This window comes from Pseudomonas sp. LAIL14HWK12:I7 (assembly GCF_000483465.1).
Taxonomy (GTDB): domain Bacteria; phylum Pseudomonadota; class Gammaproteobacteria; order Pseudomonadales; family Pseudomonadaceae; genus Aquipseudomonas; species Aquipseudomonas kermanshahensis.
In genome coordinates, this window is the sequence record NZ_AXYZ01000004.1 from 213,243 (window position 1) to 227,411 (window position 14,169).

The following is a 14,169-nucleotide window of genomic DNA, read 5'->3' on the forward strand; positions in this document are numbered from 1 at the left end:
ATGAGCGAACATAACCTGATCGAAGTGCGTGATCTCGCGGTGGAGTTCGTCACCGGCGAGCAGGTCAACCGGGTGGTCGACGGCATCAGTTTCGACATCCGCAAGGGCGAGACCCTGGCCCTGGTCGGCGAGAGCGGCTCGGGCAAATCGGTGACCGCCCACTCGATCCTGCGCCTGCTGCCCTACCCCCTCGCCCGCCACCCCAGCGGCAGCATCCGCTACGAGGGCAAAGACCTGCTGCAGCAGAGCGAGAAGGCCTTGCGGCATATCCGGGGCAACCGCATTGCCATGATCTTCCAGGAGCCGATGACCTCGCTGAACCCGCTGCACTGCATCGAGAAGCAGATCAACGAAATCCTGCTGCTGCACAAAGGCCTGACCGGCAAGGAAGCCACCGCACGCACGCTGGAGCTGTTGGAACTGGTTGGGATTCCCGAACCGCGCAAGCGCCTCAAGGCCCTGCCCCACGAGCTGTCGGGTGGGCAGCGGCAGCGGGTAATGATCGCCATGGCGCTGGCCAACGAGCCAGAACTGCTCATTGCCGACGAACCCACCACCGCGCTGGACGTGACCGTGCAGTTGAAGATTCTCGACCTGCTCAAGGAGCTGCAGGCACGCTTGGGCATGGCGCTGCTGTTGATCAGCCATGACCTGAACCTGGTGCGGCGCATTGCCCACCGCGTGTGCGTGATGCAGCGCGGGCAGATTGTCGAGCAGGCGGATTGCGCGACGCTGTTCAGTGCACCGCAGCATCACTACACGCAGATGCTGATCAATGCCGAACCCAGCGGCCAACCTGCCCACAACCCAGTCGGCGCGCCCTTGCTGGAGGTGGATGACCTCAAGGTCTGGTTCCCCATCAAGAAAGGCTTCTTGCGGCGCACCGTGGACCATGTGAAGGCGGTGGACGGCATCAACTTCAGCTTGCCCCAAGGGCAGACGCTGGGGATTGTCGGCGAGAGTGGCTCGGGTAAGTCGACGCTCGGGCTGGCCATCTTGCGCTTGATTTCAAGCCAGGGCGGCATTCGCTTTCACGGCCAGGACCTCGCCGGGCTGAACCAGAAGGCAGTACGCCCGCTGCGGCGAGAAATGCAGGTGGTGTTCCAAGACCCGTTTGGCAGCCTCAGCCCACGCATGTGCGTGGCAGACATCGTGGGTGAAGGGTTGCGGATTCACCGCATCGGCACCGCTGAAGAGCAGGAAGCGGCGATCATTGCTGCGTTGGAGGAAGTGGGGCTCGACCCGCGGACACGGCACCGCTACCCGCATGAGTTCTCGGGCGGGCAGCGCCAGCGCATTGCGATTGCCCGGGCGTTGGTGTTGAAGCCGGCGTTGATCCTGCTGGATGAACCCACCTCGGCGCTGGACCGCACGGTGCAGCGGCAGGTGGTGGAGTTGCTGCGCAGCTTGCAGCAGAAGTACAACCTGACCTACCTGTTCATCAGCCATGACCTGGCAGTGGTCAAGGCGCTGAGCCATCAGTTGATGGTGATCAAGCAGGGGCAGGTGGTGGAGCAAGGGGATGCGCAGGCGATCTTCCACGCGCCGCAGCATGCGTATACGCGGCAGTTGTTGGAGGCGGCGTTTTTGGAAGTTGAGACGGCGGGCTAGGTTTCGGAGCGTTGTTTGATCCTCAAGGCATACGCCTTCCACTGTAGGAGCAGCCTTGTGCTGCGAAGAGGCCCGTGACCCCACCGGGAATCTTCAGCGCTGCCACCGGCCTCTTCGCAGCACAAGGCTGCTCCTACACAGATCGCGCATGACCGGAGGGGCACCATTGCGACCTCCCTCCCTACCGATCTCGGCATACGCTATATATTTTTGTATACATCGTTGTAACCCCCCGTAAACAGCGCTAGGATTCCCCGCGGTTGGCCATCTGCCATCCTGCTATCTCTTATTACGATCGCTGACTGATCACGCCCTGGGGAGGTCGTGGTCGGTTAATTTCGCCTATCGCTATATACAACAATATATAACGTCGCCAGGCCCGCCACTGCCATGGCCGACCCAGGAGCAGTAATGAAGCCGCTAACACCGCGCACCGTCATGGTTGCCGTCGCAGCCCTCGGTGCTCAACCCGCTGTCGCCGAACAGAACAACACCTTCAACCTCGGCGAAATCCAGATTTCCGCACCACGGGACGAAACGCTGTCCACGGGTGGTAGCGTCATCGACTTGAAAGACATTCGGCTGCACGACCGCGAGACCGTCGGCAGCGCGCTCACATTGGCCCCTGGGGTCAACCTCGGTTACATCGGCGGTCGCGCCGAGCAGGTGGTATTCGTGCGCGGTTTCGATCGCTTGCAGGTGCCGGTATTCATCGATGGCATTCCCACCTATGTGCCTTACGACGGCAACATCGACCTGGGCCGGTTCACCACCTACGACCTGTCACGCATCCAGGTGGACAAGGGCTTCGCCTCGCTGCTGTACGGCCCCAACACCCTGGGCGGGGCGATCAACCTGGTGACCCGCCGCCCCACGCAAGCGTTCGAGGGCGAAGTGGGTGGGGGGCTGGAGCTGACCGATCACGGTAACGTGAATGCCTACCGCAGTTACGCCAACGTGGGTTCCAACCAGGGCCTGTGGTGGGTTCAGGGCGGCGTGTCCTATGTCGATTACGACTACACCCTGCTGCCCGATGACTTCAAGCCAACCAACAACCAGCAGGGCACGGGGCGGCGCGAGAACAGCAACCACCGCGACAGCAAATTCAGCTTCAAAGTCGGCTTCACCCCCAGTGAAACCGATGAATACGTGCTCGGCTACGTTCAGCAGGAAGGCAGCAAGGGCCAACCGCCGTATGCCGGCGACCTGCCGACCACCGGCCAACGTGCGCGCTGGTGGGAGTGGCCGCGGTCGGACAATACCAGTGTGTTCATCGCCACCAAGACCGGTTTTGGCGAGCACGCCCTGAAAACGCGCGTGTACCACGACACCTTCAAGAACTCGCTGGAAAGCTTCACCTATCGCAATGGCGTGGTCGGCGCTTTGCAGCCGGGCTTCCCCAGTAAATACGATGACGAGAGCAGCGGCTTTTCGGTGGAAGGCGACTTGGCCTTGAGCGAGGCCAACCGCCTGGGCATTGCCTATCACTTCAAAGACGATGTGCATCGCTCGCGTGATGGCGCCAACCCCCAGACCCACTTCCGCGACCAGACTCAGTCGATTGCCCTGGAAGACACCCTGCGCCTGAACGACATCTTCAGCGTGGTGGGCGGCGTCTCGTACAACTACCGCAAGAGCCTGGACGCACAGAACTACGGCACCAACGCCAGCTCGCCATCGCAGGCCACGCGCTACGACGAACCTACCGGTAGCAACGACGCCGTCAACGCGCAACTGGGCCTGTTCGCCAATACCAACCCGCTCCTGGGCACCCACGACGACGGCCAACTGCGCCTGACCGTGGCACGCAAAAGCCGCTTCGCGACCATCAAGGACCGCTACTCGACGCGCTTCGGCACGGTGATCCCCAGCCCCGACTTGAAGTCTGAGCGGGCGACTCACTATGAGCTCGGCTACAGCGGCCAGATCGCCCCGCAATGGAAGCTGGACGCCGCGCTGTTCGTGGCCAACATCGAGGACTCCATTCAAAACGTCACGGTACCCGCGCAGCCTAACTGCGCCGCGCCCTGTGGCCAGTACCAGAACATTGCCAAAGCGCGAAACCAGGGTGTGGAGCTTGGCATCAACGGCGACCTGGGCAACTGGGAATTGGCGGCAAACTACACCTGGCTCGACCGCGAGAACCTCAGCGACCACGACCTGCACCCTACCGACACCCCACGCCACAGCGCGTTCGGCTCGGCCTCGTGGCATCTGGGTGACTGGCAACACACTGCCAGCGTGGAGGCTGCATCGCGTCGCTACAACACCTCGGACGGCAACCAGATGGCGCCCGGCTACGCGGTGTACAACCTCAAGAGCGGCTACCGCTTCAGCAACGATGTGCTGATCGAGGGCGGCATTCGCAACCTGTTCGACCGGCTGTATGAATACAGCGAGGGCTACCCTGAAATGGGCCGTCAATACTTCGTGCAATTCAATGTGCCGCTGTAACCGCTGGCTGGCGGGCCTGCTGCTGACGGTCAGCACGCTGCTGAACGCCGCCCCGCAAACCGTGGTGGTCATGACCAGCTACCCCGAGGAGGTGATGACGCGGATCGAGGATGGCTTTGCTCAAGCCCACCCGGGCTATCGCCTGCACATCCTCTGGCGCCAGGGCTTCGATGCCCTGCCCTATCTGCTGCAAGCACAACAGGGCGGTGTCGATGTCTATTGGGCACCGTCGCCGGGCAACTTCGCCCGGCTGGCGAAAGCCGGTAGCTGGCAACCCCTGGGGATCAGCCTGAAGGGCCTGCCGGCACAGATCGGTGGTTTGTCATTGCGTGACCAAGGCCCGCTGTACCAGGCAACCGAGCTCGCGGGCTATGGCTTTGCCATCAACGCCACGTCACTGGGCGAACTGGGGGTTCCGGTACCAAGGGATTGGCCAGACTTGCTCGACCCACGACTGCGCGGGCGCATTGCGCTGCCAGACCCAGGCCGGGTCGGCTTTGCACCGGTCCTGCTGGATATCGTCTTGCGCGCCTATGGCTGGGAACGTGGCTGGGCCCTCTGGAGTGAACTGGCCGGCCAGGCGCGCCTGGTAACGCGGGGTGGCACCCTGGTCAGTGATGAAGTGACCAGCGGGCGTGCAGCAGTCGGGTTGTCGATCGATTTCTTTGTCGCCTCGGCCAAAGCCAATGGCGAGCCGGTGGATTTCATCTATCCGGCCCATGGCGGCCTTAACCCCGCATTCATCGCCATTACAGCCCACAGCCAGGCATTGGCGGGTGCCCGAGCGTTTGCGCAGTTCGTGCTGTCGGAAGCAGGCCAAGGGCTGCTGGCCGATGCCGATATCCGCAAACTGCCCGTTCGTCCCAGTGTTTATCGGCAGTTGCCAGCGGACTACCATGACCCGTTCGTAGCTGCGGGCCTGGGTGCCTATGACTACGGCAACGGCAGCTCACGCGAACGCCTGGCCTTGATCAGCTCATTGTTCACCCACTGGCTCGGCATGCCCCATGAAGCCTTGGGCGAGCTCTGGGCTCGGCTGCACGCGGCCGAAGACGCTGGGCTGGACGTCACCGCCATACGCCAACAGTTGACCGCACCGCCCCTGGATGCCGAACACGCCGAGGCGAAGCCCTTACTGGCACTGTTCGCGGCGCGCCAGGACCAGGGCATGACGCAAGCGCCGGCCAGCGACGCGGACGAACTCGGCCGCCGGGAAATCAACTGGCAGTTCCAGGCCGCGCTTCACCGGGCAGAGGCCGCCCGTTTGCTCGATGGTTTGGGGCAGTGACTGCCGTGCGCGCCGCTTGGTTAACGATGGGTGTGCTGACGAGCCTGCTCGCCAGCGCCGCGACCACGCACACCGCGGCCAACCGTGAAGCCTACTCCCAGCCGTTCACCGGGCTGGACGAAGGCCAACTGGAACGTTTCTTCCGCGGGCGCAGCCTGTTCCGCCAGGCCTGGGTGGTTGCACCGTCCCGAGACGAGGCGGTGGATGGCCTTGGGCCGCTGTACAACCGGGTGTCGTGCATCGCCTGCCACCCCAAGAACGGCCGCGGCCAGGCGCCTGAACACGGGCAGCCGATGCGCAGCATGTTGCTGCGCTTGGCCCTGCCAGGGCACGACGGCCATGGCGGGCCAAAGCCGCACCCCATATACGGCGATCAGCTGAACGACCAGGGTGTGCCTGGCGTGCCGGGTGAAGGGCGCGCCCATGTGCACTGGGAGGAGCAGGCGGTGTCGCTGGGCGATGGCGAAACCGTCATGCTGCGCAAGCCGCGTGTCGAGCTACGTGAGCTGGCTTATGGGCCATTGGACGCGGTGTTAACGTCGGCACGCGTGGGTTCGCCGGTCATTGGCCTTGGTTTGCTGGAGGCTATCGATGAGCGCACCCTGCACGCCATGGCCTCCGAAGCCAAACCAGATGGCGTGACGGGGCAGGTCAATCAGGTGTGGAGTGTCGAGCGACAACGCACCGAGGCAGGCCGCTTTGGCCTCAAGGCCAACCAACCGGACCTGCGCCAACAAATCGCCCACGCCATGCTGGGTGATCTTGGCATCACGTCCCCGCTCGCCCCCGTGCAGAACTGCACGCCCACTCAACTGGCCTGTGCCCAAGCAGCGCACGGCGGCGAGCCGGAGCTGGACGCCCTGCAACTCGGCGACCTGCATTTCTACCTCGCTCACCTGGCCGTACCGGCCCGTGGACAACAGGCCGAACCTGCGGTCATTGAGGGCGAAAAACTGTTCGCTGCCAGTGGCTGCACCGCCTGTCACCGCCCCGAGCTGATCACCGGCACACACCCGCTTTATCCCGCCCTGACACAGCAACGCATCGCGCCGTATACCGACCTGTTACTGCACGACATGGGCCCCGGCCTGGCCGATGGCCGTGAAGACTATCTCGCTAACGGCCGGCAGTGGCGCACGGCGGCGCTGTGGGGGCTTGGCCTGAGCGAACGAATTACCCCCGGCAGCGGCTATCTGCACGACGGCCGAGCGCGCACCCTGGAAGAAGCGATTGTCTGGCATGGCGGTGAAGCAGAAGTGGCCCGACAACGCTATGCGGCGCTGGGCAAGGGCGAGCGGCAGGCGATACGTGCGTTTCTTGAATCCTTGTAGCGCTTGCAAAAAAACCACAGCCCGCACGACAATAAGATTCATTACCACTCGCGAACCATTCCATCACCATGCCCGCCAACGATCTATCCCTGCGTAGCGCCGTCAATGATCTGTACTGCGAACATCACGGCTGGCTCAATGGCTGGCTGCGCAAACGCCTGGGCAATGCGTTCGATGCCGCCGACCTGACGCAGGACACCTTCGTGCGGGTGATCAAGGCACGCAGTGCGCTGGACATTCGCGAGCCACGCCCCTACCTGTCGCGAATCGCCAACGGCCTGCTGATCGATCTGTTCCGACGGCGCTCACTGGAGCAGGCCTACCTGGAGGCCTTGGCTAGCCTGCCGGAGGCGTTGCAGCCTTCGCTGGAGGAACAGGCGATCCTGTTGCAGGCACTGGTAGAAATCGACCGCCTGCTGCAAGGGCTTGGCCCGAAGGTGAAGCAGGTGTTCATGCTGTCGCAGTTCGACGGCCTGACCTACCCGCAGATTGCCGAGGACATGAACATCAGCGTGCGCAGCGTCAACAACTACATGGCCAAAGCCATGGAGAATTGCTGTTTGATGCAGTTGCAACTGGCATGAGCCTGTCGCCCGCCGAGTTGAACGCCATCAGTGTCGCCGCCCGCTGGTACGCGCGGCTGCACTCCGGCATCGCCACCGACGCCGACCGCAGCGCCTGGAACGACTGGCTGGTTGCCGACCCGGCCCACCGTCAGGCCTGGCAACGCATGGCCGCCGTGGGCGAGCAGATGGCCCGCGTGCCCAGCGCCCTGGCGGCCCCTGCCTTGCGCGGCGCCGAGCGCTCTCGGCGCCAGCTGTTGCGCAGTGTCGTGATACTGGTGCCGGCCACTTCGCTGGGCTGGCTGGGTTGGCGCAGCGACACCTCGCAACAACTGCTGGCCGACTACCGCACCGCCGTGGGTGAACGCCGCGCGATTCGCTTGCCCGATGGCGGCTCGCTGCTGCTGAACACCGACACGTCGGTGAACCTCAAGTACGACGGCCAGCAACGAGTGCTGGAACTGTTGCGCGGCGAAATTCTGGTCACCACGGCGGCCGACCCCGCGCAACGGCCGTTCAGTGTGCGCACCCGGCATGGCCAGGTACGGGCGCTGGGCACGCGTTTTCTGGTTCGCTCCCAAGCCTTGGAGGGTGACGTGGCCGTGCTCGAGAAGGCGGTGGAAGTGAGGGCATCCAGCGGTGCGTTGGCAGTGCGTGTGGAAGCTGGGCAATCCATTGCGTTTTCTGACCGTTCGGTGGGGGCAATACGGCGCAATGACGCCTCTGTAGGGGCCTGGCAACAAGGCAGCATCATCGCCCTGGACCGTCCCTTGGGCGAACTGCTGGCGGACCTCTCGCGCTATCGCACCGGGGTGCTGCGCTGTGATCCCCGCATTGCCCAGTTGAAGGTTTCTGGCGCGTTCCCCATCGATGACACCGACCGGGCATTGGCGGCACTGGAGACCGGGTTTGCGCTGCGCGTCACGCGCTACAGCCGTTTTTGGGTCACCGTATCGCCGCCCCCTTCCCCAGCGGGCTGAAAAAACTTTCGCGGGTTTTGCACTTTTCTTACACGACGTTCGGCTCATCCCCCAAAGGGTTCTATTGATCGTTTTCAGGGGGAGGATTGGTATGTCTGCTGTGTTCAAGCGTGGTCGTCTGGCGACTGCAATAAATGTCGGGCTGTTGGCGGCAACCACCGCCGGCGCCTGGCCCATGACGACGTATGCAGCGCCGCAGCCGACGCAGCAAAATGCCGTACGGTCGTACAATATTGCGGGGGGCAGCCTGACTGAAGTCCTCAGCCGCTTCGCCAGTGCGGCGGGCGCCGCGATTTCGTTCGATGCCCGGCAAACAGACGGTTTGCAGAGCCCCGGCCTCAAAGGTGCGTTCGGTGTCAGCGAGGGCTTTACCCAGATTCTGGCAGGCAGCGGCCTGCAGGCCGAGCCGCGGTCAAACGGCACTTATGTGCTGCAGGCGGTGCCGTCGTCGGGCTCGGCACTGGAGCTGGGGGCCACCAACATCACCAGCCAGGTGCTGGGCGCAACCACTGAGAACAGCGGCTCGTACACCACGGGCGCGGTGACCATCGGCAAGGGCGAGCACTCGCTCAAGGAGACGCCGCAGTCGGTCACGGTGATGACGCGCAAAATGATGGACGACCAGAACCTGTACACCATCGATCAGGTCATGGAAAAGACGCCCGGCATCACCGTGTACGACTCGACCATGGGCGGCAAATACTTCTATTCGCGCGGGTTCCGCATGTCGGGCCAGTACCAGTACGACGGCGTGCCGCTGGACATGGGCAACCTCTATGTTCAAGCCGACAGCTTCAGCAGTGACATGGCCTACTACGACCGGGTCGAGGTGCTGCGCGGCGCAGCCGGCATGATGAAAGGGTCGGGCGGGACCGCTGGCGGGGTGAACTTCGTGCGCAAGCGTGGCCTGGCGGCGGCGCATACCGACATCACCCTGTCCGGAGGCAGTTGGGACAACTATCGCGGGCAGCTCGACACCGGTGGGCCGCTGAACGCAGCCGGCACCTTGCGTGGCCGGGCGGTCGTGGCGGAGCAGAGCCGGCATTACTCGGTCGACGACGCCAACCGCAAGGACCAGGTGTACTACGGCGCCCTCGACGTCGATGTCAGCCCCGACACGACGTTGGGCCTAGGCGTTGCCTACGAGGACGTGGATGCCAACCCCTGCTGGGGCGGCCTGCCACGCTACCGGGACCGCAGCGACCTGAACCTCAGCCGCTCGACCTGCCTCGACCCTTCGTGGAATACCTGGCGCAGCCAGCGCACCACGGTGTTCACCGACCTCACCCACCAGCTCGACGAAGACTGGAAGCTCAAGGTGGCGAGCGTTTATACAAAGAACACCCAGGACATCAAGTACGCCTTCGCGTCCGGTGCGGTGACGCCTGGCATTGATACCACTGGCATGCTGGGCAGTATGTATGACTATGACCAGGTCGATTACGGCCTGGATGCCTATGTGGATGGCAAGTTCGCTGCCTTCGGCCAGCAACATGAACTGGTGCTGGGCATGAACGCCAGCCGCTCGAAGAAAGATGACTTCTACTCGGTGGCGTTCCTTGCGCAACGGCAGAACGTGTTCAACCCCGACAAGTTCATCCCTGAGCCAGATGACAGCTACTTCATCGAGCACTCGTCGCGCGGTGGCCCGGTCAAGTCCGTGACCACACAAAAAGGCCTCTACTCGACCCTGCGCCTGAAACTGGCCGACCCGTTGACCCTGGTGATGGGGGGCCGGGTGAGTTGGTATAACGCCGAGACCGATACCGTCTTCATCGACACCGCCACGCCGCCGCAGCACTCCAACGCCCGCGAGACCGGGCAGGTCACGCCCTTTGCCGGCGTGCTGCTGGACCTGAACGAAAACCTGACGGCCTACGCCAGCTACTCGGACATCTTCACCCCGCAAGGCAGCTACCGGGACGAACAAGGTTCGGCGCTCAAACCGCTGGTGGGCCAGAGCTATGAACTGGGGATCAAGGGGGCCTGGTTCGACGGGCGTTTGAACGGCGCCTTCAACCTGTTCCGCACCGTTCAGAAGGACCAGGCGCAGACCGACTACAACTCGTCGTGCCCCTCCTCGGATGGCTACTGCTATGTCAACGCTGGCAAGGTCCGCGCCCAGGGTTTCGAGGCCGAGATCAGCGGCGAAGTCATCGAGCGCCTGCAATTGCTGGCGGGCTACACCTACACCCAGACCAAGACCCTCGACGATATCGACACCAGCCTGAACGGCGCGGCGTTCAACAGCTATGTGCCTCGGCACGTGCTGCGCCTGTGGGGCGAGTACGCACTCGGTGGCGCTTTTGAGCGGTTCAGCCTGGGTGCCGGGGTGAATGCGCAGAGCGATAACTTCCGGGTTTCGCCTGCCAGTGGCGAGAAGATCAGCCAGGCGGGGTATGCGGTGTGGAATGGCCGGATCGGTTACCGGATCGACGATACCTGGTCGGTGGCGGTTAACGGCAACAACCTGTTCGACAAGCGTTATTACGCCAGTATCGGGACAGAGACGTTTGGTAATTATTTTGGGGAGCCGCGTAATTTCATGGTGTCGGTCAAGGCCAGTTTTTGATGTGAGGGTGGGTGGCGGTAGATTGAGATAGGGCCGCCTGGTGCATGGCGATGGATTTGCAGCGCCTATCAGATCGAGCGCCGCCCGCGCGGCGCTTCGCAGCACAAGGCTGCTCCTACATTTTTGGGGCCAATTATTCCTGAGGCGGTCGCGCGCAGATATCACAGGCCTCACTGGCCTGAAACAGATGTAGGAGCAGCCTTGTGCTGCGAAGCGCCGCGCGGGCGGCGCTCGATCTCATAGGCGCCGCAAAACTCAAGACATGCACCCACACCCAATCATCAAAAATTCTGACAACAATCGTCTTCCATCATCAGCCAAAACGGGCATAAATTCCCTACCGTCAACCCCAGCACCAACGGTAGAGCCCAATGCCCAGCCACCACCAAACGCCCGCCTCCCCTGCCCTGGACATCCTGATCCAGCGCTCCGCTCTGCCCAGCCCTGCGCTCAGCGAGGCCCAGGCACACGCCTTGCTGAAGGCACACTACGGCCTGGCGGGCAACCTGTCATCGCTGGGCAGCCAGCAAGACTTGAACTTCCGCGTGGATGCCGCCCAGGGCCGTTTTGTGCTCAAGGCCTGCCACGGCAGCTATGCCCAGGTCGAACTGGAGGCGCAGCATGCCGCGCTGGGGTACCTGCGCGAACAGGGCTTGCCGGTACCCGCAGTGCGCCCGGCGCAAAACGGGCAGGCATTGCTGGCCCTGGACATCGATGGGCAACCGCTGCGGGTGCGCCTGCTCGACTACATCGACGGCCAACCGCTGACCCGCCTCAAACACATGGCACCGCGCCTGATAGCCGAGCTGGGCGGGCTTTGCGCGAAAGTGGACCAAGCCTTGGCCGAGTTTGATCACCCCGGCTTGAACCGCACCCTGCAATGGGACCCGCAGCACGCGCAGGCGTTGATCCAGCACCTGCTGCCGGTGTTGCAAGACGCCGGGCAACGCGCCCGTGTCGAGCAAACCACTCAACTGGCTGCCGAGCGCCTGGCGCCGCTGGTGGAGCAGCTGCCAAGCCAAGCCGTGCACCTGGACATCACCGATGACAACGCCGTGTGGGCCCGCGATGACGAGCGCCAGTGGCAGGTGCAGGGTGTCATCGATTTTGGCGACCTGCTGCGCACCTGGCGCATTGCCGACCTCTCGGTGACCTGCGCGGCACTGCTGCACCATGCCGAAGGCGACCCACTGCGCATTCTGCCGGCGGTGCGGGCCTACCAGGCCCTCAACCCGCTGAGCGAAGCCGAACTGCGTGCCCTGTGGCCGCTGGTGCTCAACCGCGCCGCGGTATTGGTGCTGAGCAGCGAGCAACAGCTGGCTGTAGACCCGGGCAATCAGTACATCCGCAACAACATCGCGCACGAATGGGAGATTTTCGACACCGCGGCTGCCGTGCCATTCGCACTGATGGAGGCGGCTATTCTGCTGGCGGCCGGTGTTCAACCCAGCCGGCCCGACCTGGCCAGTTGCGCGCCCCTGCTGCCTGAACGGGTCGGCCAGCCGGTGGCTCGCCTCGACCTGGGCGTGCTCAGCCCGCACTGCGAAGCGGGCAACTGGGAACAACCAGGCTTCGACCAACGCCTGCTGGCTGCACAACCGGCCCCGGCGTGCACGCTGCATGGCCAATATCGCCTGTCACAAACCCATATCGACCGCGCTGAAGAACCTGCCACCTGCGCGCTGGGTGTCGAATTGCATGTGCCCAACGCCAGCACCGTGCAGGCGCCGCAGGCCGGTACCTGGCAGCGCCATGGCGATGGCCGCGGTTGCCTGCGCACACCCCACTGGAGCTTGTGGCTAGGTGGCCTGGAGGATGCTCCGGCAGATGGGCAGGCCCTGGCAAAAGGTCAAAAATTGGGCAGCAGCGGTGGCTTGCTCAGCATTCAGCTGTGCCTGGATAACGGCGCCCGCCCGCCGTTTTTCGCCACCCCCTCCCAGGCCGCTGCCTGGCTAGCGCTGTGCCCGTCGCCTGCCGCGCTGCTGGGCTTTGATTGCGACGCCGAACCGCTGCCCGATGCACAGGCGCTGCTGGCACGTCGTGATGCCAGCTTCGCCCGTTCGCAAAAGCACTACTACGCGCAACCGCCCCATATCGAACGCGGCTGGCGCAATTACCTGATCGACATGCAGGGCCGGTCTTACCTGGACATGCTCAACAACGTGGCCGTGCTTGGCCATGGGCACCCACGCATGGTGGCGGAATCGGCGCGGCAATGGTCGCTGCTGAACACCAACTCGCGCTTCCACTACGCGGCCATCGCCGAGTTCTCCGAACGCCTGCTGAAGCTGGCGCCAGCAGGCTTCGACCGGGTGTTCCTGGTCAACAGCGGCACCGAGGCCAACGACTTGGCCATCCGCCTGGCCTGGGCCTACAGCGGCGGGCGCGACCTGCTCAGCGTGCTGGAGGCCTACCACGGCTGGTCGGTGGCTACAGACGCCATTTCCACCTCTATCGCCGACAACCCGCAAGCCCTGGAAACCCGGCCAGACTGGGTGCACCCGGTCGAGGCACCGAACACGTTCCGTGGGCGCTTCCGTGGTGCCGACAGTGCCGCCGACTACCTGCGCGACGTCGACGCCAAGCTGGCCGACCTCGATGCCCGTGGCCGCCAACTGGCCGGCTTCATCTGCGAGCCGGTGTACGGCAACGCCGGGGGCATCTCGCTGCCAGCGGGCTACCTGCAGGACGCCTACGCCAAGGTGCGCGCCCGCGGTGGCGTGTGCATCGCCGACGAGGTGCAGGTGGGTTATGGCCGACTGGGCGAGTACTTCTGGGGCTTCGAGGAGCAAGGGGTGGTGCCCGACATCATCACCATGGCCAAGGGCATGGGCAACGGCCAGCCGCTGGGGGTAGTGATCACCCGGCGCGAAATCGCCGAGGCGCTGGAGGCGCAGGGTTACTTCTTCTCATCGGCGGGGGGCAGCCCGGTCAGTTGCCGCATCGGCATGGCGGTGCTGGACGTGATGCAAGAGGAAGGGCTGTGGGACAACGCCCGCGACACCGGCCGCTACTTCAAGGCGCGCTTGCAGGCGCTGGTCGACAAGCACCCGCTCGCAGGTGCGGCGCATGGCTCGGGCTTCTACCTGGGGCTTGAGTTGGTACGCGACCGGCAGACGCTGGAGCCGGCGACCGAGGAGACCTTGCTGCTGTGCGACCGCTTGCGTGACCTGGGCATCTTCATGCAGCCGACCGGCGACTACTTGAACATCCTCAAGATCAAGCCCCCGATGTGCACCACCCGGGCGAGCGTGGACCACTTTGTCGACAGCGTGGACCGTATCCTGTCGGAAGATCTGTAACCTGCCCGAGAGGGATTGTTATAGGCTGTGAGACTAGTGCCTTCGCACTATCCCGATCCCCTGTAGGA

The 14,169-nt window shown here is 63.9% G+C and carries 8 protein-coding genes; all 8 read left to right on the forward strand.

The window, feature by feature from the left end; genetic code table 11:
• The 8 genes from D886_RS0104970 (at position 1) to D886_RS0105005 (ending at position 14,101) form a co-directional block, all read left to right on the forward strand.
• Entirely contained in the window at positions 1–1,611 is a 1,611-nt protein-coding gene (locus tag D886_RS0104970) for an ABC transporter ATP-binding protein (RefSeq protein ID WP_027592835.1), read from the forward strand.
• Between the two features lie 411 nt (positions 1,612–2,022).
• Entirely contained in the window at positions 2,023–4,065 is a 2,043-nt protein-coding gene (locus D886_RS0104975; protein ID WP_027592836.1) for a TonB-dependent siderophore receptor, read from the forward strand.
• Positions 4,052–5,353, forward strand: a complete 1,302-nt coding sequence (locus tag D886_RS0104980) for an ABC transporter substrate-binding protein (protein ID WP_081717455.1) — start codon at positions 4,052–4,054, stop codon at positions 5,351–5,353. The genes D886_RS0104975 and D886_RS0104980 overlap by 14 nt, the downstream gene beginning before the upstream one ends.
• Positions 5,350–6,684 (forward strand): di-heme oxidoredictase family protein, encoded by a 1,335-nt coding sequence (locus D886_RS0104985; protein WP_027592838.1) that lies wholly within the window; start codon positions 5,350–5,352, stop codon positions 6,682–6,684. Before D886_RS0104980 ends, D886_RS0104985 begins: the two co-directional genes overlap by 4 nt.
• Before the next feature lie 68 nt (positions 6,685–6,752).
• The gene (locus D886_RS0104990; protein ID WP_027592839.1) at positions 6,753–7,268 is read left to right on the forward strand and encodes a sigma-70 family RNA polymerase sigma factor; all 516 of its coding nucleotides are present in this window, start codon (positions 6,753–6,755) and stop codon (positions 7,266–7,268) included.
• The gene (locus tag D886_RS0104995; protein ID WP_027592840.1) at positions 7,265–8,227 is read left to right on the forward strand and encodes a FecR domain-containing protein; all 963 of its coding nucleotides are present in this window, start codon (positions 7,265–7,267) and stop codon (positions 8,225–8,227) included. The genes D886_RS0104990 and D886_RS0104995 overlap by 4 nt, the downstream gene beginning before the upstream one ends.
• 91 nt (positions 8,228–8,318) lie before the next feature.
• A complete protein-coding gene (locus tag D886_RS0105000; protein WP_027592841.1) occupies positions 8,319–10,799 on the forward strand; it encodes a TonB-dependent siderophore receptor in 2,481 nt (826 codons plus the stop codon).
• Positions 10,800–11,170: 371 nt separating this feature from the next.
• Entirely contained in the window at positions 11,171–14,101 is a 2,931-nt protein-coding gene (locus tag D886_RS0105005) for an aminotransferase (RefSeq protein WP_027592842.1), read from the forward strand.
• Positions 14,102–14,169: the final 68 nt, after the last annotated feature.

Excerpts from the sequence above, each read along its gene's own strand:
- D886_RS0104970 (WP_027592835.1), top strand. The coding sequence starts at position 1 with ATGAGCGAACATAACCTGATCGAAGTGCGTGATCTCGCGGTGGAGTTC.
- D886_RS0104995 (WP_027592840.1), top strand. The coding sequence starts at position 7,265 with ATGAGCCTGTCGCCCGCCGAGTTGAACGCCATCAGTGTCGCCGCCCGC.
- D886_RS0105005 (WP_027592842.1), top strand. The coding sequence starts at position 11,171 with ATGCCCAGCCACCACCAAACGCCCGCCTCCCCTGCCCTGGACATCCTG.
- D886_RS0105000 (WP_027592841.1), top strand. The coding sequence starts at position 8,319 with ATGTCTGCTGTGTTCAAGCGTGGTCGTCTGGCGACTGCAATAAATGTC.
- D886_RS0104975 (WP_027592836.1), top strand. The coding sequence starts at position 2,023 with ATGAAGCCGCTAACACCGCGCACCGTCATGGTTGCCGTCGCAGCCCTC.
- D886_RS0104980 (WP_081717455.1), top strand. The coding sequence starts at position 4,052 with ATGTGCCGCTGTAACCGCTGGCTGGCGGGCCTGCTGCTGACGGTCAGC.
- D886_RS0104990 (WP_027592839.1), top strand. The coding sequence starts at position 6,753 with ATGCCCGCCAACGATCTATCCCTGCGTAGCGCCGTCAATGATCTGTAC.